General features: G+C 72.6%; 15 protein-coding genes. 7 read left to right on the forward strand and 8 right to left on the reverse strand.

Going from position 1 to position 23827, the window contains the following annotated elements; genetic code table 11:
- Positions 1 to 36 precede the first annotated feature (36 nt).
- The gene (locus AC27L3_RS27445; protein WP_487236761.1) at positions 37 to 2337 is read right to left on the reverse strand and encodes an MMPL family transporter; all 2301 of its coding nucleotides are present in this window, start codon (positions 2335 to 2337) and stop codon (positions 37 to 39) included.
- Between the two features lie 156 nt (positions 2338 to 2493).
- Between AC27L3_RS27445 and AC27L3_RS27450 the strand changes: the two genes are divergently transcribed.
- Positions 2494 to 3339 (forward strand): hypothetical protein, encoded by an 846-nt coding sequence (locus tag AC27L3_RS27450; RefSeq protein ID WP_487236762.1) that lies wholly within the window; start codon positions 2494 to 2496, stop codon positions 3337 to 3339.
- 160 nt (positions 3340 to 3499) lie between these two features.
- Here AC27L3_RS27450 and AC27L3_RS27455 read toward each other — a convergent pair whose 3' ends face one another.
- A complete protein-coding gene (locus tag AC27L3_RS27455) occupies positions 3500 to 5122 on the reverse strand; it encodes a purple acid phosphatase family protein (protein ID WP_487236763.1) in 1623 nt (540 codons plus the stop codon).
- Positions 5123 to 5324: 202 nt separating this feature from the next.
- Here AC27L3_RS27455 and AC27L3_RS27460 point away from each other — a divergent pair, with 202 nt between their 5' ends.
- The 3 genes from AC27L3_RS27460 to AC27L3_RS27470 all read left to right on the forward strand — a co-directional run bounded on the left by AC27L3_RS27460 (position 5325) and on the right by AC27L3_RS27470 (position 15180).
- Positions 5325 to 11210 carry an SDR family NAD(P)-dependent oxidoreductase gene (locus AC27L3_RS27460; protein WP_487236764.1) on the forward strand — a complete coding sequence of 1962 codons (5886 nt, stop codon included), beginning with the start codon at positions 5325 to 5327 and terminating at the stop codon, positions 11208 to 11210.
- A gap of 332 nt (positions 11211 to 11542) precedes the next feature.
- A complete protein-coding gene (locus AC27L3_RS27465) occupies positions 11543 to 13636 on the forward strand; it encodes a hotdog family protein (protein ID WP_487236765.1) in 2094 nt (697 codons plus the stop codon).
- Positions 13633 to 15180, forward strand: coding sequence for a PfaD family polyunsaturated fatty acid/polyketide biosynthesis protein (locus AC27L3_RS27470; protein WP_487236766.1), 1548 nt, complete (start codon positions 13633 to 13635; stop codon positions 15178 to 15180). Before AC27L3_RS27465 ends, AC27L3_RS27470 begins: the two co-directional genes overlap by 4 nt.
- 91 nt (positions 15181 to 15271) lie before the next feature.
- Here AC27L3_RS27470 and AC27L3_RS27475 read toward each other — a convergent pair whose 3' ends face one another.
- Positions 15272 to 15979 (reverse strand): VC0807 family protein, encoded by a 708-nt coding sequence (locus tag AC27L3_RS27475; protein ID WP_487236767.1) that lies wholly within the window; start codon positions 15977 to 15979, stop codon positions 15272 to 15274.
- A gap of 47 nt (positions 15980 to 16026) precedes the next feature.
- Here AC27L3_RS27475 and AC27L3_RS27480 point away from each other — a divergent pair, with 47 nt between their 5' ends.
- The gene (locus AC27L3_RS27480; RefSeq protein WP_487236768.1) at positions 16027 to 16869 is read left to right on the forward strand and encodes a hypothetical protein; all 843 of its coding nucleotides are present in this window, start codon (positions 16027 to 16029) and stop codon (positions 16867 to 16869) included.
- Here the strand turns inward: AC27L3_RS27480 and AC27L3_RS27485 are convergent.
- From AC27L3_RS27485 to AC27L3_RS27500, 4 genes are all read right to left on the reverse strand, one after another.
- Positions 16850 to 17746 carry a phosphotransferase gene (locus AC27L3_RS27485; protein WP_487236769.1) on the reverse strand — a complete coding sequence of 299 codons (897 nt, stop codon included), beginning with the start codon at positions 17744 to 17746 and terminating at the stop codon, positions 16850 to 16852. The two genes, AC27L3_RS27480 and AC27L3_RS27485, sit on opposite strands and share 20 nt — an antisense overlap.
- 132 nt (positions 17747 to 17878) lie before the next feature.
- Entirely contained in the window at positions 17879 to 18745 is an 867-nt protein-coding gene (locus AC27L3_RS27490) for a TauD/TfdA dioxygenase family protein (protein WP_487236770.1), read from the reverse strand.
- Positions 18742 to 19770, reverse strand: a complete 1029-nt coding sequence (locus tag AC27L3_RS27495; RefSeq protein WP_487236771.1) for a pyridoxal-phosphate dependent enzyme — start codon at positions 19768 to 19770, stop codon at positions 18742 to 18744. Before AC27L3_RS27495 ends, AC27L3_RS27490 begins: the two co-directional genes overlap by 4 nt.
- Positions 19764 to 20561, reverse strand: coding sequence for a GNAT family N-acetyltransferase (locus AC27L3_RS27500; RefSeq protein ID WP_487236772.1), 798 nt, complete (start codon positions 20559 to 20561; stop codon positions 19764 to 19766). Before AC27L3_RS27500 ends, AC27L3_RS27495 begins: the two co-directional genes overlap by 7 nt.
- A 500-nt stretch (positions 20562 to 21061) precedes the next feature.
- On the opposite strand from AC27L3_RS27500, the gene AC27L3_RS27505 reads away from it, so the two are divergent.
- Both AC27L3_RS27505 and AC27L3_RS27510 read left to right on the forward strand, forming a co-directional pair.
- Positions 21062 to 22180, forward strand: coding sequence for a TolB family protein (locus AC27L3_RS27505; protein ID WP_487236773.1), 1119 nt, complete (start codon positions 21062 to 21064; stop codon positions 22178 to 22180).
- 117 nt (positions 22181 to 22297) lie between these two features.
- On the forward strand, positions 22298 to 23338 hold the full coding sequence (locus tag AC27L3_RS27510) for a vWA domain-containing protein (RefSeq protein ID WP_487236774.1): 1041 nt from the start codon (positions 22298 to 22300) through the stop codon (positions 23336 to 23338).
- A 94-nt stretch (positions 23339 to 23432) separates the two neighbouring features.
- On the opposite strand, the gene AC27L3_RS27515 is transcribed toward AC27L3_RS27510, so the two are convergent.
- Positions 23433 to 23798 carry a hypothetical protein gene (locus tag AC27L3_RS27515; protein ID WP_487236785.1) on the reverse strand — a complete coding sequence of 122 codons (366 nt, stop codon included), beginning with the start codon at positions 23796 to 23798 and terminating at the stop codon, positions 23433 to 23435.
- Positions 23799 to 23827: the final 29 nt, after the last annotated feature.

The following is a 23827-nucleotide window of genomic DNA, read 5'->3' on the forward strand; positions in this document are numbered from 1 at the left end:
CCCTCACGAGCCGGTGCGCCGGTGGTACGGAGCGCCTCAACGGTCGCGTGCGGGGCCGTCGCCGGCCCGCAGCCAGGCCGGCGCCCACCAGTTCGCGCGCCCGGCCAGCCGCATCACGGCCGGCACCAGCAGGCCCCGCACCGCCGTCGCGTCCAGCAGCGCGGCCAGCGACAGGCCCACTCCCACCGCCTTGAGGAAGACCAGCCCCGAGGCGGCCAGCGCCGCCATCACCACCGCCAGGATCACCGCCGACCAGGTGAAGAGGCTCGCCGTCCGGTCCACCCCGCGGGCCACCGCCAGCGTCGTGCCCGCCCCCCGGCGCCGCTCCTCCACGATGCGCGCGAGCAGAATGCACTCGTAGTCCATGGACAGCCCGAACGCGATGCAGAAGACCACGATCGGCAGCAGCACGTCCGTCGTCCCGGTGACCGTGAAATCACCGACCAGCCCGCGCAGATGTCCCTCCTGGAAGACGAACACCAGGGCGCCGAAGGTCGCGCACAGACTCAGCGCATTGAGTACCAGCGCCTTGACCGCCAGCACCGGACGCCTGGTCAAAACCAGCACCAGCACGAACATCGCCGAGGCCGTCAGCGCCAGGGCCGGCGCCAGGCGCGCGGCGATCGGCCGCCGGGCGTCGATCACCTTCGCGCCCATGCCGCCCACCCACGCCCGGGCCGGCGCCGGCAGCGCCCTGATCCGCCGGGCCCGCTCCGCGTTCTGCGGCCCGCCCGGCTCTCCGTAGGCGACGGCCGTCAGGAACACCCCACGCGCCGAACGGAACCGGGCGGAGGCCGCCGTCGGCTTCGCCACGCGCCGCCCGTGCCGGTAGCTGCCGGTCGCCGTCTCCACCTGCGCCGTCCCCGGCTCCAGGGAGACCCGGCGGGCATAGGCGTCCAGCTCCCGGCCCCGGGCGCGCACGTCGAACCGCGGCATGACGACGGTGGTCGCCCCCAGCCCGGTGTACGGGAACTCCTTGCGCAGCACGGTGGCGACCTGCCCCGCGGGCGAACCGGCCGGCAGCACCCGGTCGTCGAACAGCCCGAACTGCGCCTGGGTGAACGGCGCCGCCAGCAGCACCAGCAGACAGACCACCGGCGCGCCGCACAGCAGCGGCCGCCGCATCACCGCCCTGGCGATCCTGCCCCACCGCCCCAGTCCGGGCCCGGCAGCCGCGGCGGCGGGCTTCGCGGGCCGCCACCGCGCGAAGACGTCGAACCTCTCCAGCCGGTCGCCCAGCAGCGCCAGCACCGCCGGCAGCACCACCAGGCTGCCGATCGCCGCCATCACGGTCACCGCCATCCCGCCGCAGGCGATCGAGCGCAATACGGGATGCGGGAAGACCAGCAGTGCCGCCATCCCGCAGGCCACCGTCCCGGCGGAGAACGCCACCGCCCGGCCTGCCGTGCTCAGCGCGGTGCGCAACGCGGGCGTGGTCGTCGCCCCTGCCCGCCGCTCCTCCCTGAAGCGGCTCACCAGGAAAAGGCAGTAGTCGATGGCCAGGCCGAATGCCAGGGCCGTGCTGATGTTCAGCGCGTACGCGGAGACCTCGCCGAAGCCGGCGAGCACCCGCAGCACCGCCGTCGTCCCCAGCGCGGCGAACACGCCCACCGCCACCGGCAGCAGCGCGGCCACCAGCGAACCGAAGACGAGCAGCAGCAGGGTGGCGGTCACCGGCAGCGCGATCAGCTCGCTCACCTGCGCGTCCCGCGACGCCTGCCGGGCCACCTCCGCCCGTACCGCCGCGTCTCCCCCCGCCGCCACCTCCAGGGGCCCGGTCCGCCCGGTCACCCGCGAGACGACTCGTGCCGCCGATCGGCCCGTCTCGTGCTCGTCGCCCCGCAGCCAGCCCATGATCAGTGCGCCGCGCCGGTCGGAGGAGCGCAGCTGTGGTGTGCGCCCGTCCCAGTACGACCGCACTTTGGTGACCGCCGGGTCGGCGCCCAGGCGCGCGGCCACGGTGCGCGCGGCCGCGCGGGCCGCCGCCGAGTCCACCGTCGGGCCCGTGCCTTTCACCCGGGCCAGCAGGACGATGTCCGGGGCGTCCGCGCCGAAGTCGCGGCCCAGGATCTCCTCGGCCCGCATCGACTCGGCCCCCGGCGGCACCATGCCGCCGGACGAGACGCGCCGCGCGATGTCGTGCCCGGCGAAGCCCGCCAGCAGCGCCACCACGACCGCCAGCACCGCCACCGCGTACCGGTGCCGCACGGCGAACGGCGCCCGCTCGGGCCCGGCCTCCCCGGGAGCGGGGGCAGGTGTGACCGGTGCCGTTCCCGTCGCCTCGGCCGCCTCGGTCGCCTCGGTCGTCTGCGTCGTCTGCGTCGTTTCGGCGGACATCTCGTCCAGGTCTCCCCGCATCGGCGTTCGGCGTCTCTCCTCCCGTCTTCGGCCCGCGCATCGTCCCGGCTGAGCCCGCGAACGAGTGGAAACCGACCCCGATCCCCCGGGTTCGCCGCGCCTGACGGCTCGAATCGCTCCATTAGAGTGACCGCCATGCATGTGTCTGCCGCCGAGTCACCGCTCGACCGGGTCGATGGGTACCTGGAGGCTCTGTCCGACTCGCTGCAGGACGGCATCGGTGACGGCCCGGGTGCTCTTGCGGACTGGGGGATTCCCGATCCCGCCGGTCCGGGCGCCGACAGCAGCGGTGACGCACTGCTGTCCTGGGTCCTCGGCCGGCTGTGCAGCCTTTCGCCGGAGCCGAAGGACGCCTTCCGGCTCCAGGTGGGCAGTTTGCTGGAGGACTTCCGCAGGCGTCGCAGCCCCTGGAACGCGGCGGCGCTCCGGCTGCTCGGCGACCCGTACACCTTCGTGGCCACGGGCCCTCGCAGGCACGAGGATTGGGCGCACGACGTGCTCGCCGTCATGCACCGGGCGGTCCCCGACCCCCGTGGCTGGATACGGCTGGACGGGGACCGCACCAACACCGCGCGCCACACCGTCGCGGCCTACCCCTTCGACCCGCCGGCCGCGTCCGAGTTCCGCCACCGCCTGTACCCCCTGGAGGCGGAGGCGGCCGTCTGCGCGCTTGCCGTCATGGGCGAGGAGTGGCAGGGCGAGCCCGCCCCCGTCCGGTCCCGTCCCGACCGCGACGCCGTTCTGGCGGACGCCCGGACCCTGCTCGACCGTTACGGCCCCACGGCACGTTACTGGACGAATGCGACCGCGGCCGCCAGCGGCCCGGCTCCCGACTTCCTCGCCTCGGGGTTGCCGGTCGGTGGCTCCCACACCTTCCTCACCTGCGCGTACATCAACGGTATCGACCTGCTCGACGACCTCGGGCTGATCGCGGTCGGCCAGGACGAGGTGGGCGTCTTCTGGTCGATCGGGGCCTCCTAGGGTCTGTCCGGCGGATTTTCGTCGTGTGCGGGCCGTCGGTGGCCGATCGCGCAGTTCCCCGCGCCCCTATGGGGCGCCGTGGTGTCGCGTGGCGAAGATCCACCGGACAGCCCCTAGCCGGCGTACCAGCAGGGGAGGCGGCCGGCGGGGGCGGCAGCGGTCAGTGGGGGCGTGCGTCGGAGCGCGGGCGTTGCAGGGTGAAGGTGTCGACGGGGGTCAGGTCGCCGTGGGGGCCGTCGAACGTGTAGTACGTGACCCGCATGCGGGTCAGGCCCTCGCGGCGGTCGCCGGGGTCGACGTCGAACGCGGCGAAGCCGCGGTTGTACCTGCGGTCCTGGACGGCCGCCCAGGGTGCCTCCTCGGGGATCCATACCGGCTCGCGGTGGCCGGAGGCGGTCTTGTCGTCCTTGAGGCCGACCAGGACCCGGGCCTGTGGCGTGTCGAAGAGGTCGTCCTGGCTCGTGGCGATGTTGCCGCCAGCGCCGATGACCATGTGGACGGTGCCCTTGCCCGTGTCGATCACATCGGTGCGGGTGGAGACCGGAAGGGGGGTGCGGGCCTCGTTGGGCAGGGTGCCGCGCACCGGGTGCGACCGCTCGTAGTGGTGCTCGTGCCCGCTGACCACCAGGTCGACGCCGTACGCGTCGAACAGCGGGCCCCAGGCCCGGCGCACTCCCACATCGCTGCCGGCGCTGCGGTGGCTGGAGATCATCGGCTGGTGCATGCACACCACGATCCAGTCGATGCCCCGGTCCGCCCGGGCGGCCTTCAGTTCGCGTTCCAGCCAGCGGCGCTGGGCGCCGCCGGAGTAGCCGCTGATGTAGGTGTCCCCGCCGTCCTGGAGCGCCACGTCGTCGTTGGCGAGGCTGATGAAGCGGACCGCGCCGACCGTGAACGCGTACCACATGCCCCGCGTTTCCTCGTCGGAGGAGGCGGAGGAGGGCAGGGCGAAGTAGGTCTGGTATCCGGCCGCGCCGATGGGCCCGTTGCCCTTCTCGTTCTCGTGGTTTCCGGCGCACGGCATCCATGGGCGCAGCCGGGTGGAGCGGCTGTTGTTGATGAACCAGTCCGCCCAGGTCGCCACCCGGCTTGTTCCCCACGCGCCGGCGATGGCGGCGTAGCACAGGTCGCCGTTGACGAAGTTGAACAGCGGGGCGACGCGTTCGACGGCGGAGACGATGTCCGCCGAGGCGGGCGAGCCGACCTGGCTGCTGGTGTGCAGCGGGTAGCGGTTGACGGGGGAGGGGACGCCGTCGGGGAGGTGGACGATCCGGCGCAGGTTGGGCGTCGCCTGGTCGCCGAAGCTGGTGAAGGTGAAGGCGGCGCGGCCGCGCGGGGCCGTGGTGAACGATCCGGTCTCCGGGGTCGCGCCGTCGTGCCCGGCCGTGTACAGGTAGGTGGTCGAGGGGTGCAGGCCGGTGATCCGGGCGTGATGGACGTACACCTCCTCCTTCGACAGCCCGTCGCGGTAGGTGCGCGTCTCGGCGTCGACGACCCGGCCGCCGTGCCCGCCCTCGGGCGATCCGAGTCGTACCTGTGGCCGGCGGACCGACTGCGGGGTGATCCAGGAGACGGTCATGTCCGCGGAGGGGTCGGCTCCGAATTGCAGGTGCACGCCCAGCACTCCGGGCGCGCCCAGTCGGTGCGGCCGGCTGTGCAGCAACGGCCCGGGGGTCGGTGCCGGCGGTGACGAGGCCGCGGCCTGCCCGGCGGCACCGGCGACGAGCGGGGCGGCGGCCGCTGCCGACGAACCCTTGAGTACGGATCTGCGCGAGATCGCCATGAAGCACCCTTTTCCTGTGGGGGGTTGCCGTTCCGCGCACTGTAAGCGATCAACGATTGATCTGCCCATGACGATTCTTGCGTTCCGATCCTGCATTTCCCCTCTCACCCGTCAGGGTGAGGGCGGTGTCTTCATCTCGACGGCCGGGAAGTCTTGTGACGGTCGTACGAGACAACTGCCGGGGGCGAGGGGGTCTCACGTGATGCCGCAGGAAACCGATTGGCGCCTTGCTCGCAATCCCGTGGCCATCGTGGGGCTGGCCGGAATGTTCCCCAAGGCCCCGGACCTGCGCACGTTCTGGGACAACGTGGTGACCGGCCGCGATTGCACCGAGGAGGTGCCCACCGCCTGGTGGGATCCGGAGGACTACTACGATCCCGATCCCTTCGCGCCCGACAGGACCTACGGCCGCCGCGGCGGCTTCCTGCCGCCCGCGACGTTCGACCCGAGGGACTTCGGCATGCCGCCGAAGTCCCTCGACTCCACCGGGCTCGTGCAGTTGCTGAGTCTGATGGTGGCGCGTCAGGTGCTCTGCGACGGCGCGCGGGGCCGCGAGGGCTGGTACGACCCCGCGCGCACGGGCGTGGTGCTGGGTGTGTGCGGCACGAACACCACGTTGATCGCGCTCGCCGCCCGCCTGCTGGCGCCCCTGCTCGTCAAGCGCATGCGTGCCCGTGGTGCGAGCGAGCAGGAGGCGCGGCAGGCGATGCGCGACTACCTGCAGGAGCTCCCGTCGTGGACGGAGGACTCCTTCCCCGGCATCCTCGGCAACGTCGTCTCGGGGCGGATCGCCAACCGTCTGGATCTGCGCGCGGCCAACCACACCGTCGACGCCGCGTGCGCCAGTTCGCTGGCGGCCGTGCGGGCCGCGGTCGACGAACTGGTCTCCCGCCGCGCCGACCTGATGATCAGCGGCGGGTGCGACGCCGACAACTCCATCGTGTCGTTCATGTGCTTCAGCAAGACACCGGCGCTGTCGTTCAGCGGCCGGGTCCGTCCCTTCGACGCCGAGGCCGACGGCACGCTGATCGGCGAGGGCGTGGGCATGCTGGCGCTGAAGCGGCTGGCCGACGCCGAGCGCGACGGCGACCGCATCTATGCCGTCCTGCGCGGGCTGGGCAGTTCCAGCGACGGGATCGCGAAGAGCATCTACGCGCCCAGCAAGGAAGGCCAGTTGGCGGCCCTGCGGCGGGCGTACGAGGACGCCGGCTGCCCGCCCTCGTCGGTGGAGCTCGTCGAGGCCCACGGCACGGGCACGCCCACCGGCGACGAGGTCGAGGTCGAGGCCCTCAACGAGCTCATGGCGGTGCCGGGTGAGGCCCGGCACGTCGCCGTGGGCAGCATCAAGTCCCAGGTGGGCCACACCAAGGCGGCGGCGGGCGCCGTGGGGTTGATCAAAGCGGCGCTGGCCCTGCATCAGCGGTTGCTGCCGCCCACGATCAACGTCGAGACCCCCGCGGCGGCCGTCACCGAGGACGGCGCCCTGTACGTCAACACCGCCGCCCGGCCCTGGGTCCGCGATCCGGGCCGTCCACTGCGGCGCGCGGGCGTGTCCGCGTTCGGCTTCGGCGGGGTGAACTACCACGCCGTGCTGCAGGAGCCGCCCGCCGGAGCGGAGCGGGAGCGGGTGCTGCACCGGGTGCCGCGCGCCTGCCTGTGGCACGCCCCGGATCCCGGCGCGCTGCTGTCCCTGCTGGAGGAGGGCGCCGCCCCGGTGGAGGGCGAGGTGCCGGCGGACCACGCCCGTCTGGGCTTCGTCGCGGCCGGTGAGGAGGACCGTGCGCGCCTGCTGGCGGCCGCGGCCGAGCGCCTGCGCGGCGGTGGAGCGGACGAGGAACAGTGGCAGCTCGCCGAGGGCGTGCACTACCGCCGTACGGGCCTGCCGGCCGGTACGAAGGTCGCGGCGCTCTTCACCGGGCAGGGCAACCAGTACCCGGACATGGGGCTGCACGCCCTGCTGGCGGTGCCGCCCGTGCGCGCCGCCTTCGACGAGGCCAACGACCTCTTCCCGCCCGGTGACACCCTGGCCCGGGCGGTGTTCCCGCCGCCGGGCGGCAAGGACGCCGACCGTGCGGTGCGCGAGCGGCTGAACCGCACGTGCTACGCCCAGCCGGCCATCGGCGCGTTGGCGGTCGGGCAGTACCGGTTCCTGCGGGAGCTGGGGTTCGCCCCTGATGGCGTGCTCGGGCACAGCTTCGGGGAGCTGGCGGCGCTGTGGGCGGCCGGGGTGCTGGACGACAGGGGGTTCTTCGCCCTGGCCCTCGCGCGCGGCCGGGCGATGGAGGAACGCCCCGGGGAGGGTGCGGATCCGGGGGCGATGGCCGTCGTGCGGGGCGCGCAGGAGGCGGTCGCCGAGCTGCTGGCCACCGAGGCCGAGGTCTCGGTGTGCAACCGCAACGCCCCCGACGAGCAGGTCGTGGGCGGGCCCACCGAGGCCGTCGAGCGCTTCGTGGCCCGCTGCCTGCAGCGGGGACTGGCGGCAAAGCGGCTTCCGGTCGCCGCCGCGTTCCACACCCCGCTCGTCGCACACGCGGCGCGCCCGTTCGCCGAGGCCTGCGCGCGGGTGGAGTTCGCCCGGCCCCGGATACCCGTCCATGCCGGTGCCGCCGGTGCGGCCTACGGGCCGGGGCCGCAGGCCGACCGGCGGACCTTGGTGGAGCAGTTGCTGCAGCCGGTGGACTTCGCGCAGCGGCTGCAGGAGATGCACGCCGGCGGGTTCGGCGTCTTCGTCGAGTTCGGCCCGGGCGGCACGCTGACCCGGCTGGTGGAGCGCACGCTCGGCGCCGGCTCGGTGGTGGCCGTGCCGTGCGACCGGGGGGAAGGTGCCGACAGTGCCGCCGTGCTGAAGGAGGCGGCCCTGCGCCTGGCCGTACTGGGCCTGCCGGTGACCGGCATCAACCGCTACGACGCGCCCCCGCCGGCCCGCCGCCCGGAGCCGTCGGCGGTGGCCCGGGTGCTGGAGGGGCCCAACTTCGCGTGGGTGGCCCGGCAGCGGGAGCTGCAACGGCAGGGCGGCCTCGCCGCCCTGCCCGCCCAGGCGGCCCAGCCGGCTGCCGGTGGTGCGACGGATCCGCTGTCGCGGGCGGCCGCCGACCATCTCGCCGCCCACGTCCGGTACCTGGACGGGCAGCTGGCCACCCAGCGGGAACTGGTGGAGCTGCTGCGCTCCGGGGCGGACGGTGGCCGGGGCGTCGACGCCGCCCTGGCCACGGCGGTGAGCGCGATCACGGAGCACAGCCTTGCCGTGGGCGAGGCCCACACGCGGGCGGGCGAGGTGGTCGCCGAGCTGCTGAGCACACAGGCGCAGGCGAAGCCGTCCGGGACGGAACGCCCCCTGGGCCGGGGCGACAGGCCCGAAGATCCCGCTGCCCTCCTCGCCGAGCGCCCATCGGATGAGGGCGAGGGGGCCGTCGCCGCGGCACCGACGCAGGAACGGTCCGCCCTGGCCGCGCTGCTTGCCGACGACGGCGTGCCGGAGGGCGCCGTCACCGATATCTCCCAGGTCGATCCGGCGGAGGCCGAGGAGATCATTCGCCGGATCGTGGCCGAGAAGACCGGTTACGACGTCGCCATGCTCGAGGCGGACATGTACATCCAGGAGGACCTGGGCATCGACTCGCTCAAGCAGGTCGAGATCGGCGCCGAGGTCTGGCGCCACTACCCGCTCATCAAGCGAGAAGAGCTCTTCCGGTTCAGTGAGGCCCGTACGGTGGGCGAACTGACCACGATGCTGGCGGACGTCTTCGCGGCACCGAGATCGCAGCTGCGCCACAGCAGTGACATGGTCCTGGGCCGGGCGTACGTCGCCCTGCGCCCGTTGCCGGCCGTGGACGTGGTCACGGACGCCTATCCCGCACAGCCGTGTGCCCTGATGCTCGACGACGGCGGGGAGTCGTGCGCGGCGATCGGCCGGGCGCTGAGGGACCGCGGCTGGAGCGTGCACCGTCTCGTCCTGCCCGGCGTGCCGGACGAGCAGGGGGACGGGCGGCCGCTGGAGAACTGGTCCGACGGTACGCTGCGGGACAGCGTTGCGGGTGTGGTGGGCGCGGTGGGGCGCCTGGATCTGTGCGTCCTGCCGGTGGGCCGTTCGTCGACCGGGAGCGGGCAGGACGCAATCGCCCGGCTGACGCACGGTCTGCTGTTCGCCAAGCGCGTCCGGCCGGCCCTGCTGGAAGCCGCCCGGGCGGGTCGCCGGGCGGCGTTCGTCACCGTGACCCGGCTCGACGGGGCGCTCGGCTATGCGGGCTCGGGCGGCGAACCGGCCGCCGCGCTGGCCGGTGGGCTGGCGGGCCTGGTGAAGAGCTTCGCCCTGGAGTCCGCCCCGGTCTTCTGCAGGGCGGTGGACCTCGCTCCGGCCATGTCGGCGCAGGCGGTGGGCGAGGCGCTGCTGGAGGAGATCGCGGACGTGGCCACCGACGTGCTGGAGGTGGGCCGCGACGAGGGGCGCCGGCGCACCCCGGTGCTCTCGGACGCCCCGCACGGCCTGCTGCCCGCCGCCCCCGGCGCCGCCCGCGGCCTCACCGAGGACGACCTTCTGCTGGTCACGGGCGGCGCGAGCGGCATCACGGCGTGGTGCCTGGAAGCCCTGGCCTCGCAGCACCGGTGCGGGTACGTGCTCCTGGGCCGGCGGTCCGAGGCGGACGAGGGGATCCGGCCGGTGCTGGAGGCGTTGCGCTCGCACGGCGTGCGCGTGGCGTACCTCAGCGCCGACGTCCGCGACGCCGCGGCCGTGCGGGCCGCGTTGGAGCCGCACGCGCAGCACGTCACGGGGGTGATCCATGCGGCCGGTGTGCTCGGGGACCGGCCGCTGCCGGAGATGACGTCCGAGTCCGCGGCCCCCGTGATCGCCACCAAGCTCTCCGGCCTGTGCAACGTCCTCGACGCGCTCGCCCCCGGGCGGCTGCGGCACCTCGTGGTGTTCTCCTCCGTCTCGGGGTTGTGGGGCAACGTCCGGCAGGCCGACTACGCCCTGGCGAACGAGGCCATGGTCCGGCACGCGTGCGCCGTTCGGGCGGCGGACCCGGCGTGCCGGGTGGTCCCGGTCGTGTGGGGCCCCTGGCAGGGCGGCATGGCCGAGGGGGTGCACCAGCTGATCACCGAGATCGGCGTGCCGGTGCTCTCCCGCCGGGCGGGCACGTCGTATTTCCGCGAGCTGATGGGGCCGGAGCACCCGGCCGGTGAGGTCACCGTGGTGGGTCCGTTGGCTCCCTGGCTGCGCAGGGCGGACGACCTGCCCGCCGAGGGGCTCACCGCGGTGCGTACGCTCACGGGGCTGGAGCACGAGCCGGTGCTGCGCGACCACTCCGTCATGGGCCATCCGCTGCTGCCCATGACGGCGATGCTGGGCGCGGCGTTGTACATGGTGGAACGCGCCACAGGCGGTGTCCGGCCGGTCGTGCGGTGCGAAGACCTGCGTGTCCTGCGCGGCGTGTACTTCAACGGCGAGCATCCGCACGCCCTGGAGCACCGCGTCGTTCCGGTCGAGCGGGGCGTCGCCCGGGTGCGGGTGTGCAGCACGGGCGGGCCGGCTCGCGCGCGGTGCGAGGTGACGGTGGCGTGGGCGGACGAGCCGCTGCCGGCTCCCTGCCTCGACCTTCCGTCCTACGCCCCCTCCGGCGACCTGCACCGGTGCTACGAGGAGCGGGTGTTGTTCCACGGCCCGGCCCTGGCAGGGGTGCGGGACGTCCTCGAGGAGGAGGAGCGGCGGCTGGTGGTGTCCCTGCGGCTGCCCGACCCCGGGCTGGCTCACGGCGCGTACGCCGGGCGGCTGTTCAGCCCCGCGCTCTCCGATCTGCTGCTGCAGAGTGCCGCGCTGGTCACCCACCGGCTCAAGGGCAGCTCCGGCGTGCCGGTGAGCGCGGAGCGGGTCGACCTGTACGCTCCGCTTCCCGACGACGAGCCGTTCGTGGCCGTCGTGGAAGCCGGCAGGTCGTCCGTGCTCGATACGTACTGCACCGTCACCGCGTGCGACACCGGGGGCCGGGTGCTGCAGAAGTGGACCGAGCTGCGGATGCTGGACCTGAGCGATACGCATGCGGTGCGGTTGCTCACCACGTTCTCGCACGACGATCGGGAGGGGGGTTCATGAGGGAGCTCGGCTTCGAGGGTGTTCCCGTGGGCCGTGCTCCCGCCGGGGACGAGGTGCCGGCCGGGCGGGGCGGCTCCGAGGGGGGCACCGCCGCGGAGCCGGCGGAGCCGTGCGAGCTGACCGCGCGCATGACGCAGCAGGTGCAGCGCGCCCATGCCGCCGTTCTGGATGCTCACCGGGCCATCAGCGCGTGGCAGACGCGGCGGTTTCCCGGTCCGGCGCAGGTCGACGCCGGCGTGTCCGAGGCTGCGTCCCTGCCGGCGCCCGCGCCGCCCGGCCGGACGGAGGAGAGGGCAAGGGAGCGGCCGGGTGGGGCGCGGGTCGGTGGCCTCATGAGCACCTTGAAGGCCGAGTGGTCGGCGTACGCGACGGCGGCCGGGCGGAACGGCCGTTCCGCCGCGCGGCCTTCCGTACCCGTACCCGTGCGTGCCGTGTCCCCGGACGAGTGGGCGCGGCTCGGTGGTCCCGTGGTGATCCTGCGGGCGGCCGCGGAGCGCCTGCGCCAGGACGGCCCCGGCCCCCTGGAACGTATCGAGCTGACCTGGCACGGGCTGCCGCCCTCGGGTCCGGTGCCCTTGTGCCCGCGGTCCTCTGCGCACGGCCCGGCGGGCAGCGTGCGGTGCGTGGTGCACGACGAGACGGATCGTCCGCTGCTGACCGTCGCCGATGACCGCGGTGGCCACCGGGCTATCGAGAGGCCGGAGGTGCGCAAGGGGCCGCCGGGGCTGAAGCCGCTGGCGCGTACGGATGTCGTCCGGCTGACCGCCGATGATCTGGACGCCCTCGCGCTCGGGGACTTCGCGGCAGTCTTCGGCGGCTCCTTCGACCAGCGGCACGTGGCGGCCGGTCTGCGGCCGGAACCGTGGCCGGAGCGATGCCTGGACCGGGTGGACGAGATCGTGCCCGGTGGCGGGAGCGCGGGCCTGGGGGCCGTGAGCGCGGCCGTCCGTCCCTCGCGCGTGCCGGACGGCGAGAGCGTCTGGCCCGTCCTGTGGGGAGCGGTGGACGAGGCGCTGCGGGTGTACGCCTTCCACCAGGGCGTCCATCTGTGCCTGCCGGGGGCCCACGCCGTGCCCCTGCCGGATTCCACGGCGCAGCTGGAGGTGCTCGCGCAGCCTCGTGGAGCGCTGCGTGTGCGGGTCGAGGTGACCGGCAACGGGTGGGTTCCGCGTCCCTTCCTCACCGCGGCGGCGGAGGTGACGACGGAGAGCGGGGAGGTGGTGGCGCGCCTGCGGGACGTGGGGGTGGCGCTGTACGGCAGGCCCGAGCACGAGCCCCTGCTGCACGTGGAGCACGCCGGCATCCGCCTGTCGTCCACGGGAGCTCCTGTGTGTTTCACCGAGTTGCACATGGCCCACGCGGCGGAAGGGGACACGGGGCGGCTGGCCGTGGCCGGCGGCAAGCGCCCGCCGAGCAGTCCCGTCCGCCCGCGTCTGCCCCGGGGCGGCTTCAGGATGGTGGACCGGGGTGTCGAGGTGACGATGGGCGGCGCGCCGGACGGCACCGGGACGCACGGCGTCAGTGAGTACGATGTGCCGCCCGATCCGTGGTACTGCCGTGACGGCGGCACCGGGGGGCTGTCCGCGCTGGCGCTGATGGAGATGTCCCTGCAGCCTGCCGGCCTGCTCGCCGGTGTCTTCCTCGACATGGCGCTGCAGCATCCCGACGAGCCGTTCGTGTGCCGGAACCTGAGCGGCAGGGCGAGACTGCTGCGCGACGTCGATCCCCGGGGCACGACCGTGACCCAGCGGGTCACCGTCCTGGCGGTGACCGATCTTCCCGGCGCCGCGTTGCACCGCTACGGGTTCGAACTGAGCACGGGAGGCGAGGCGTTCTGCTCGGGCGAAGCGCTGCACGGGTATCTCACGCACGAGACGCTGCAGCTCCAGCAGGGCATGGACGGCGGACAGCACGTACCGCCGTGGCTGGAGAGGCAGCCGGCTGCGCCGGCCGGCCTGCGCCGGGTGGCCGCGGCGGACGACGAGCGCCTGGGCACCGGGCGGCTGGCGCTGCTGAAGGACCTGGCGCTGGTTCCCGGCGGGGGTGAGCACGGGGCGGGGTACGTGCTGTGCAGCCAGCCGGTGGACGCCGACGACTGGTTCTTCGACCAGCATTTCCTCCACGACCCGGTGATGCCCGGCTCGGTGGGTGTGCAGATGCTCTTCCAGGCGGTACGGGCCTTCGTCCTGTACACCGAACCGGCCGTCCGTGCGCCCGGGGCGGAGCTGGGCCTCGTCGCCGGCGAGGAGTTGCGCTGGAACTACGGTGGGCAGATCCTGCGCGAGCACCGGCGGATCCGCGGGGAGGTGCACATCCGGGAGCTGCGCCGGGACGGGGAGGGGCTGCTGATCCGGGCGGACGGCAGTGTGTGGCGCGACGACCTGCGGATCTACCACGTGCAGAACATCGTTCTGGGCAGCCGGTGAGCGGGCCCGCCGTGCACGGCGACCCCGAGGGCGTCCACCGCGTGCTGTCGAGCCTGGAACTGCCCTGTCACCTGGTCCGCAGCGGGGGCCGGCTGGGCATGTGCCACGAGCCGCCGCCGGGAGCGCAGGTGCTGGCCACCGCGGGCGCCATGCCGCCGCAGGCCCTCGGCGAGTCCGGTTTCCTGCAGCGGCACGGTGTGCGCCTGCCGTACATGGCGGGGGCCATGGCCGGGGGGATCGCGGGGACGCGCCTGGTGGCGGTGCTCTCCCGGGCCGGCTGTCTGGCCGCGTTCGGCGCGGCCGGCCTGCCGGAGAGGCGGATCGACACGGCGCTGGGCGATCTGGCGCGCGAGCTGGGCGACGGTCCGTACGCGTGCAATCTCCTGCACAGCCCCCTGGCGCCGCAGCTGGAGCGGACGGTCGTCGACCTGTGCCTGCGGCACCGCGTACGGTGCGTGGAGGCGTCGGCATTCGTCCAGGTCACGCCCGAGTTGGTGCGCTACCGCCTGGCCGGGCTGCGGCTCGACCGGGCGGGCGGGGTGTGTGCCGAACACCGCGTCATCGGCAAGGTCTCCCGTGAGGAGACGGCGGAGATGTTCCTGCGGCCGGCGCCGGAGGAACTGGTGCGTGAGTTGCGGCAGCAGGGCCGGGTGACCGCGGAGCAGGCGGAGTTGGCCCGCAGGGTGCCGTTGAGCGACGCGGTGACGGTGGAGTCCGACTCGGGCGGCCACACCGACCGCCGGCCGCTGGCGGTGCTGCTGCCCACGCTGGCGCGGCTGCGGACGCGAGTGGCCCGGGAGTACGGGGAGAAGATGCCGCCGGTGCACCTGGGGGCGGCGGGTGGGATCGGCTCGCCGCACGCGGTGGCCGCGGCCTTTGCGCTGGGCGCGGACTATGTGGTCAGCGGCTCGGTGAATCAGGCGACGGTGGAGGCGGACACGTCCGCGGCGGTCAAGCGGCTGCTGGCGCAGGCGGGCATCGCCGATTGCGTGATGGCGCCGGCCGCCGACATGTTCGAGCAGGGCATCCAGGTCCAGGTGCTGGGGCGCGGGACGATGTTCGCGGCCCGTGCGGGCCTGCTGCACCGCCTGTATCGCGACCACGGCAGCCTGGACGAGCTGCCGGAGGCCGAGCGGCGCCGCCTGGAGGAGCGTGTGCTGCGCCGGTCGCTGGAGCGGACGTGGGAGGATACGGCCGCCTATCTCAAGGAGTACCACCCCGATTGGCTGGCCCGGGCCGAGCGCGATGCGAAGTACAAGATGGCCATGGTCTTCCGCTGGTACCTCGGGATGACCTCTCGTTGGGCCGTCTCCGGCGATGCGGACCGTGCCGCCGACTGGCAGGTGTGGTGCGGCCCGGCGATGGGCGCGTTCAACGCCTGGACGGCCGGTACCGCGCTGGCGGCACCCGGCAACCGCCGGGCCGCGGACGTGGCGGGGCATCTGATGCGCGGCGCGGCGTACCTGACCAGGACGGGCCATCTGCGGGCCACGGGCGTGCGCATCCCGGCGGCCTGTGCCGACTACCGGCTTCCGCCGCCGTGATACGCAAAAGCGGGTGGGAGGCCCCGTGCCCTCCCACCCGCTTCCCGCCCGCGCCGGTACCGGCGCTGCGGCCTGCGGCCCCCGTGCCGTCCTACGCCGCGGCCCGGGCCCCGGCCGGGGTCGTGCCGTCCGCTTCCTCCGCGGCGGCCTGTGCCGCCGCCGAGCGGGCCCGGCCCGCCTTGGCGACCCGGGTGGTCCAGGCGACCAGGGCGGCCACGACGACCAGCGGGAGGACGTTGTTCACCAGGACCATGGCACTGGTCGGCAGGGTGTACGTGAGGACGGCGCGGATCGCTGCGTCCGCCAGGAAGCCCAGGCCCCACACGGTCGTCAGCAGGTACTGCGTCCGCCGGAAGCCGGGGAACTGCCACAGCCCGTTCCAGTGGGCCAGGCCCTCGGGCGTGCCGTCGGTGCCGAACTTGCGGCCCAGGTAGAACATCAGCGGCCGGCGCAGCGTCAGGCTGCCCAGGAAGGACAGGCCCAGCAGGCCCGTGATGGCCGAGTCCTTGAGGAAGACGAGTTCGGTGGTGTTGTAGGCCGTCGCGCTGACGGCGCCGAGCAGCATGAGGATGAGCATCATGATGCCGAACTCGTCGACGCGGCGCCGGATCGCCAGGTGCAGGAGCGTTTCGACGGCGGGCCACAGGGAGATGATCAGCAGCGCCTTGACCTGGCTCACCCCGTGGTCGGTGAGCATTCCGTAGGTCACGAAGGGCAGGATCACGGCGAACAGGATGGCCGGGCCCCAGTTGGCCAGGGCCTTGCCGCCGCCTCGACGCTGCGTGTCGTGCTTGGTCATTACGGTCTTTCCCCCGATTCATTTGTATGTCGCATATACTCACGACCGTGAGCAAGATCGTAACAGGTCGTCAGGGGACGGCCGGCGTCTCGCGCGGCGCCCAGGTGAGCCTGGTGCCGTTCCTGTACGGAGTGGCCGGGCGCGAGGAACTCCCCGGCACCGCGCTCGTCAGGCTCCTGACCGACCTGGGGCTCACCCCGGCCGCCGCCCGCTCCCTGATCGCCCGGATGCGCCGCGACGGCCTCATCGCCGCCACCCCCCGTGGCCGCACCGCCGACTACCGGCTCACCGGCCCCTTCCTCGCCGCGTTCCGGCAGATCCGCGACGGCCGCCCGCCGCCCCCCGCCTGGGACGGCTTCTTCCACGCCGTCTTCTACACCGTCCCCGAAGCCCACCGCGCCCACCGCGACCGGCTGCGCCGCGCCGCCGCCCTCGCCCGCTACGGCCTCATGCAGCCCGGCGTCCTCATCTCCCCCGTCGACCGCCGCGACCACCTCCTGGCCGAACTCGGCGGCCCCCTGACGGAGGGCACGGTGTACTTCGGGCGCGTCGAACTCGGCGTGGCCGACGCCGCCCAGGTGGCCCACCGCGCGTGGGAACTCGACGAGCTCGGCCGCCGCTACCGCGAGCACACCGCACGCCTGCGCGCCGCCCTACGGGAGACGCCCGTCCCGCCGGAGCCCGGGCCGCAGGGCCTCGCGGCCTACGCCCGCCTCTTCGGCGGCAGCCTCGTCGACACCCTGCGCACGCCACCCGCCCTGCCGTGCGAACTCCTCCCCCACGACTGGCCTTTGCCGGGGCTGCTGGCCGCGGTCGGCGAGGTGTACGCACACTTCGGGCCGCCCGTGATCGCCTACGTCCAGGAGGTCGTCACGGCCGCCGGGCGCTGAAGGACTTCCCCCGCATCAGGTCGCGGAGCATCGTCCAGTCGCGTTCCACGGCGTCGAGCCGGCGGCGCGCCCACGCAGCCGGCAGAGCCGCGCGATGCATGCGCAGCTCGCGGGCGAGGATCACCGCCCGGCCCACGGTGAAGGCGGCCACATGCCGCCGGCCGTGCTCGGCGACCCGGCTCTCGATCAGGCGGCGGGCCCCGGGGGTGGCCGCGAGCAGGGCCCACAGCAGCGCCTGGTCGTGGTGGGGCAGGTAGAAGCCGGCGAATTCCCAGTCCACCAGGGTGACCTCGGTGGTGTCGTCGACGGCGTGGTGGAGGATGTTGGCCGGCAGGGGGTCGCCGTGGGCGAAGTGCCGGTCGGGCCCGGCCTCTTCGAGCAGCCGGGTGAGGGCTTGGTGGTCGCCGTGGTCCAGGAGGCCGTGTGCGCGATACCGGTCGAGACGCTCGCAGTAGTCCCACACCCGGGGGAACGCGCTCGGTCTCCAGTCGGCGAGGAGCGCCAGCGTGTCCACGGCCGCCTGCACCGCGGGCAGCGGCAGCGCGGGCGGGTACCGGTCGGCGTGCAGCGGCTCGCCGGGGACGCGCTGCAGGATCATGACGCCGCTGTCGGGGCCGCCGGCCAGCAGCCGGGGCACGCGCACCGGCGGGGCACCGGCGGTGAAGGCACCGTACGCGGCTGCTTCCCGGGCGAACTTCTCACGCCAGGCCCTCTCCTGCGTGGTGAGAACCTTGGCCACCGCGGCCGTGTCGGCATAGGTACCGGCCACGATCAGGGCCTTGCTCGTGCGGCGGAGCAGACCTTCGGCGAGGAAACCGGGGAACCCGGCCTCGACACGGGCCGCGGCCTCCCGCCACGACACATCGGAAACGGGCACGGACGAACCTCCCTCTCGACGACGACCTCGACGACGACATCAAAGCGCGAAGAGGGCGACGTAGCGGAGGCAGGCCACGCCGCGCCCCGGCTCGCAGGCCGGGGCGCGACGCGGTGGGTTGAGGGGATGCGGTCAGAGCTTGAGGAAGGGCTTCTCTCCCGCGATGTTGATGCGGTGCATCAGACGCTCGTCGGGGAAGTAGTCCGCGACCGCGAGGTGCTGGGTGCAGCGGTTGTCCCAGATCACCAGGTCGCCCTGGGTCCAACGGTGGCGGTAGATCAGTTCGTTGGTCTCGATGTGGCGGCAGAGGAAGGCCAGCAGCGCCCGGCTCTCGGACTCGGTCACGCCGTTGATCCGCGTCACGTACGGGTTCGAGATGTACAGGGCCCGGCGCCCCGTCTCGGGGTGCGTGCGGATCAGCGGGTGCTCCATCGGGTCCTGGTCGGCGAACTGCTGGTTCGGGTCGATGCCCTTCTTGCGCAGGGACTTCTGCAGGTTGGCGTAGTCCGGGCCGAACGCCTTGCGCACGTCGTGGGTCGCGGTCAGCTGCAGGAGCAGCTCCTGCATGGGTGCCGACAGCGCCTCGTACGCCAGGTACATGTTGCCGTAGAGGGTGTCCCCACCGACCTTGGGCGTGATCCTGGCGTAGAGGGAGGTGCCGAGCGGGGGTTCGGCCCAACCGCTGTTGTCGGTGTGCCAGTCGTTCAGCCCCGGCGGCTTCTGCTCGTTGTTGTGGAGCACCATCACCTCGGGGTGCCCCTCGATGGTCATCGGCAGTAAGTGGCTGTGCGTCAGCAGCGGCCCGAAGCGCGCGGTGAACGCCTTGTGTTGCTCGACCGAGATGTCCTGTCCCGGGAAGACCAGCACGTTGTGCTGGTGGAAGGCGTCGAGGACCGTCTTCCACGCCTCGTTCGACAGCTCCTGCGACAGGTCGAGACCCGTGACCCGGGCCCCGATCGCGGGGCTCACCGGCTCGATGACGGGCAGGGTTGTGCTCATGATGAGATCGCTCCACAAGGTGACATGGACGGGGTGAGGGGCCGACCGGTGGTGGTCAGGGTGTGCAGCAGGACGTCGGGGTCGATGACGCCGCCGCTGACGACGGCTACGGGGCTGCGCCAGCCGTACGCGGAGGAGTGCTTCAGGGCGGCTGCGTACGCCGCGGCTCCGGCACCCTCGCAGACGATCTTGTCGGCGAAGGCGAGCGACGACAGGGCCTCGGCGATCTCCTGTGGAGTCACCGTGAACACCCCGGCCAGCTTGTCCTTCAGCCGCTCGAACTGGGCCGGGATGACGAAACTCGCGCCGATGCCGTCCACGAACGAGCGCTCGTACGGCACATCCGTGGGGCGGCCCGCGCGCAGCGATGCGGACAGGGGCGCGCCGGTGCTGATCTCGACGGCGTAGACGGGGACCTCGAGGTAGGTCGCCAGGCTGTAGGCGAGGTTTCCGCCGCCGTAGGGCACCAGGACCGCGTCCACGTCCGGCAGGTCGTCCTGGATCTCCATCCCGATCGTGGCGATGCCCAGCGAGACGTACGGGTCGCTCTCCGAGGAGAGGAAGAAGCCCGGCAGCTCGGGGAAGGAGGCGGAGACCATGGTGCGGCGCCAGGTCGGGTAGGCGACCTCGACGATCCGGGTCCTGGGGTTGTACGCCAGGATCTGCGACCGTTTCGCCTCCGGAATCGAATCCGGCACCACCACCGTGTACGCCAGATCCAGCTGCGAGGTCACGTGTGCGAGGCCCTGTGCGAAGTTGCCCGAGCTGCCGGTCACGATGCCGTCGCGGACGATGCGGGTCCACACCTCCGGGCGGAACCGCCGGTAGGCGTGCAGCGCGCTGAGCGCGCCTCGGGCTTTGAACGAGTGGGTGATCTGCAGGTTTTCGCACTTCAGGTGGATGTCCACCGGGCTCGGTGCCTTCGCCCGCAGCAGCGGCGTACGGCGGATGTGCGGGCCGATGAGTTCGCGCACGCGCCGTACCGAGGCGGGGGAAATGGCCTCGGGTAACAAGGGTTTCAGCATGTGGCTTTCGCTATCGGGTAGGAGAATTCCTCGGTCAGGCCGAGCTTCCGGGCCAGCGCGATGCTCGGTGTCTTCTCCGCCTGACACGTCATGACGGACCGCAGGCCCCGCCCGCTGCCCCAGCGGCTGACAGCGGCGAGGACCACGAACGCAAGGCCCTTGCGGCGGTGGTCGGGGTGGGTGTGGATGCCGAGCTCGATCAGCCCGCCGCCGATGACACCGTGCGCGTCCGCCGCCACCCGGCCGTCCTTGACCAGGGCGAAGCCGGCCGCACGGTCGGCGTACCGGGCGCCCGTGCCGAAAATGCTGCGCGCCATCGGGGAATCGAGGCGGGAGAAGGTCTCCGCGTCGATCCGCACCAAGGCGTAGCCGTCGGGGACGACCGGCCGGGGGGCGCTGAAGCCGAGGGGGGTGTGGGTGAAGTGCAGCCGCCGCTGCGTGGTGAAGCCGGCCTGCTCGGCCCAGGCTCCGGCCTCGGGGTCCGGTGGATGGACGAGCTGCACGTCGCCGTGCCCGGCGAGCAGCGCCGCGGCCTCCGTGAAGAAGGCAGGGGTCAGGGTTCCGGCGGCAAGGCAGAACGGTGCCGTGGTGGCGATCAGGCAGCTGACCGGGGCGCCGTTGTGGAACTGCGCCCAGGCCCTGCCGGGAATGGCTCCGTCGATGACCGCGTGGGCGAAGGCCAGGTTGGGATGGTCGGGGTCGAAGAGTGGGGCGAGACGCGGGAGGTCGGCTGCAGCCACCTCGACCAGCTGTGCCCGGTCCGTGCCGGGGGCCGGCGGGGCAGCACTCATTGCTTCTCCATCGGGGGCTCTCCACAGGGTTCGAAAACGGGACGGGCCGTACGTATGGAGGTTCGATCCTAGAAGCTTCAAAGTTCTCCGGCGTCTCCGATGGCTCAAAGCAGGAGGCGCTCAGGAGGTCAACTCGCTGGCTGGCGAGGCGGTATGGACGCTGCGATGCTGGTGACCCGCCTTTCGTGCCTACCGGACGGACGGTCTGCTTACGCACCGCATAGGGATGATTACCGCGACAAAAGGGCCGAGTTGGCCGAACACGAGCGTTGACGCGGTGCCCCGACCGCCAGTTGGCTCTCCCTGGTCCGCCGGCACGGGCGCCGGATGCGGGCCGGCTCGACAACAGGGGAGGACTGATCACGGTGAGACGGATCCATGGTGGGCGCGCAGGACGGTGGGCGGTACGGGGGGTCTGCGGGTTCGCGACCGCCGTCCTCTTTTCAGGGGCGGCGTTACCGGCCCGGGCGGCGGAGCCGGGCCGGCACGGCATCGTCCAGGTGGACCTCGGCCTCGACGGTGCACAGCCCAACGGCTGGTCGGAGGCGTCCGGGATGAGCGCGGACGGCAGGTACGCCCTCTTCGTCTCGGTGGCGTCGAATCTGGTGCCCGACGACACCGACCTCAATTACGACGCGTTCGTCCGGGACCTGCGCACCGGGCGCATCGAGCGCGTCAGCCTCGGCGACGACGGTACGCCGCTGGGGGCGGGCGAAGCGGCCATCAGCGGCGACGGGCGGTACGTGGCGTTCAGCTCCGTCGCCCCGGGCAGCAGCAACTGGCAGATCTTCGTCCGGGACCGCCGGAGCGGACACACCCAGCGGATCAGCACCGGCGCCGAGGACTTCGAGAGCCCCACCATCAGCGGGAACGGCCGGTACGTGGCGTACGCCTCGCGCGAGGGCAGCGGCATCCACGTCACCGACCGCCGCAAGGGCACCACCCGGCTGATCACGACCGCCCCGGACGGCTCCCCGGCCGACCACGGCTCCGACAATCCCGTCATCAGTGCGGACGGCTCCACCATCGGCTTCCGCTCGACGGCCACCAACCTCCTGCCCCGCACCCAGTCCCCCGCCGCCAGCGCCACCAAGCCGCCCCGGCCGCGCAGGACACCCCAGTTCTACGTGTGGAACGCGCACACCGGCCGGATCCAGAGGGCGAGCGTCGACCCCGCCGGCGCGCCGCGCGAAGCGCTCCTCGGCGCAAGCCTGAGCCCCGACGGACGGTACGCGCTCTTCAGGACGCCCGAACCCCACGGAACGGACCCGAACTCCTCCCACGACGAGCTCTACGTCCGCGACTTGTGGCGGGGCACGACCACGGCGGCCTGCCGCCCGCTGCCGGGCACCCGAACCACCGGCGGCTCCTACGGCGGCACCATGACGGCCGACAGCCGCTGGGTCGTCTTCGCCTCGGACGCCGACAACCTGGTGCCCGGTGACACCAACCAGGCCACGGACATCTTCCGGCGCGACATGTGGACCGGCCGGACGGAACGGATCGACATGGCGGGCATCTCCTGGACGCCCGTCTCCCTCCTCGTCAACAGCCTCGGCACCACGGCGCTCTTCAACGAGACCGGCAAGGTCTACAGCCGCAGGCTGCCGACCGTCTGACCGGTGGTGCCACCCTCACAGTCGCTGCCCACCACCGCGGTCGGACCGGGGTCCGGGGCGATTGTCAGTGGTGGGTGAGAAGGTGAGGGCACCGAGTCAGAAAGAGGGGGAACGGCCATGTCCGGAAACCAGAACTACATCAACCACGTTGCCCTTGTGCTGGATGCCAGTTCATCCATGTCGCACCTCAGCCAGAAAGTCGTCGAAGTCGCCGACCAGCAGATCGCGTACCTGGCCCGCCGGTCGCAGGAGCTGGACCAGGAAACCCGTGTGACGGTGTATGTCTTCGCGGACAAGGTGGAATGCGTCATTTACGACAAGGACGTGCTGCGCATGCCGTCCCTGAAGCAGCTGTACCGGGTCGGGGGAATGACGGCGCTGCTGGCGGCCACGCTCAAGTCGCAGCGGGAGCTGGCGCAGACGGCTCAGCTCTACGGTGACCACAGCTTCCTGACGTTCGTCCTGACCGACGGGCAGGAGAACGCAAGTCACCGTTGCCCGGACGTCCCCGCCAAGGACACGCGGGAGCTGGTGCAGGGCGTGGCCACGATGATGGCCACGCAGCAGGACAACTGGACACTGGCCGTTCTCGTCCCGGATCAGATGGGTAAGCGCGAAGCCATGCAGTGCGGCTTCCCGAAGGACAACATCGCCATCTGGGACGCCACCAGTACCCAGGGGCTGGAAGAGGCCGGGCAGGTCATCCGGCAGGCCACCGAGAACTTTATGGTGGGCCGCACCAAGGGAATTCGCGGATCCCGGGCGGTGTTCTCCACGGGTGCCGATGCGGTCAACAAGGACACCATCCAGGCAGCCGGCCTCACGCCGATCAATCCCTCGGAATACCAGCTCGTCCCGGTGGCCCGCGAAGCAGCGATCCGGGAATGGGTCATCGAATGCGGCCACACCTACCGCACCGGCTGCGCTTTCTACCAGCTGAGCAAGTCCGAGAAGATCCAGGCGCAGAAACAGATCGCGGTGCTGGAGAAGAAGACGGACCGGGTCTACACCGGCCCGCAGGCACGGACCCTGCTCGGCCTGCCCGACACCGAGGTCCGCGTCAAGCCCGACCACAACGACGACTTCACCATCTTCGTGCAGAGCACCAGCGTCAATCGCAAGCTCGTACCCCACACCCGCCTGCTCCTGATGATCTGACGCCCCGACGCGCCCCCGCCGACCGACCGGGCGGGGGCGACGATCGAGCCGAGGGCGACGGCACGAGGGTGGCCGCGAACTCTTCGGGCCGGGCTCAGTGCAGGTCGGTGAGCTCGGGGGCGAAGACGGTTCCCAGCGGTTCGGGGCCCACGTACTGCTGGCAGTTGCACCGTCGGGCCTCGTACTGCACCGGCTTGCGCTCGGCGTCCCAGGCGGTGGGGGCGTCGACCATCTCGTGGCACGTGCCCTGCTTGTCGTGCTTGGCCAGGTGATGGGTGCAGCCGCACACGGGCTCCGGGGGACGGTTCGCGGCCTCCAGCGCGAGCTGCTGGCGCTCGGTCACCCGGAGCAGCTCCATCTTGCGCTCGTGCCGGTTCTTCAAGGCGTCCCGGACGCTGTCGCGGACCCAACCACCGCCGACGATGACCACGGGGATCACCATCCATACCCAGCCACCCATGTTCTGCATGTCCCCCTGTTCGAGAAAGA

Source organism: Streptomyces sp. PKA51, assembly GCF_057552455.1.

Coding starts and splice junctions, on each gene's coding strand:
- AC27L3_RS27445 (WP_487236761.1), bottom strand. CDS start 2,337: ATGTCCGCCGAAACGACGCAGACGACGCAGACGACCGAGGCGACCGAG.
- AC27L3_RS27450 (WP_487236762.1), top strand. CDS start 2,494: ATGCATGTGTCTGCCGCCGAGTCACCGCTCGACCGGGTCGATGGGTAC.
- AC27L3_RS27455 (WP_487236763.1), bottom strand. CDS start 5,122: ATGGCGATCTCGCGCAGATCCGTACTCAAGGGTTCGTCGGCAGCGGCC.
- AC27L3_RS27460 (WP_487236764.1), top strand. CDS start 5,325: ATGCCGCAGGAAACCGATTGGCGCCTTGCTCGCAATCCCGTGGCCATC.
- AC27L3_RS27465 (WP_487236765.1), top strand. CDS start 11,543: ATGAGCACCTTGAAGGCCGAGTGGTCGGCGTACGCGACGGCGGCCGGG.
- AC27L3_RS27475 (WP_487236767.1), bottom strand. CDS start 15,979: ATGACCAAGCACGACACGCAGCGTCGAGGCGGCGGCAAGGCCCTGGCC.
- AC27L3_RS27490 (WP_487236770.1), bottom strand. CDS start 18,745: ATGAGCACAACCCTGCCCGTCATCGAGCCGGTGAGCCCCGCGATCGGG.
- AC27L3_RS27495 (WP_487236771.1), bottom strand. CDS start 19,770: ATGCTGAAACCCTTGTTACCCGAGGCCATTTCCCCCGCCTCGGTACGG.
- AC27L3_RS27500 (WP_487236772.1), bottom strand. CDS start 20,561: ATGAGTGCTGCCCCGCCGGCCCCCGGCACGGACCGGGCACAGCTGGTC.
- AC27L3_RS27510 (WP_487236774.1), top strand. CDS start 22,298: ATGTCCGGAAACCAGAACTACATCAACCACGTTGCCCTTGTGCTGGAT.
- AC27L3_RS27515 (WP_487236785.1), bottom strand. CDS start 23,798: ATGGGTGGCTGGGTATGGATGGTGATCCCCGTGGTCATCGTCGGCGGT.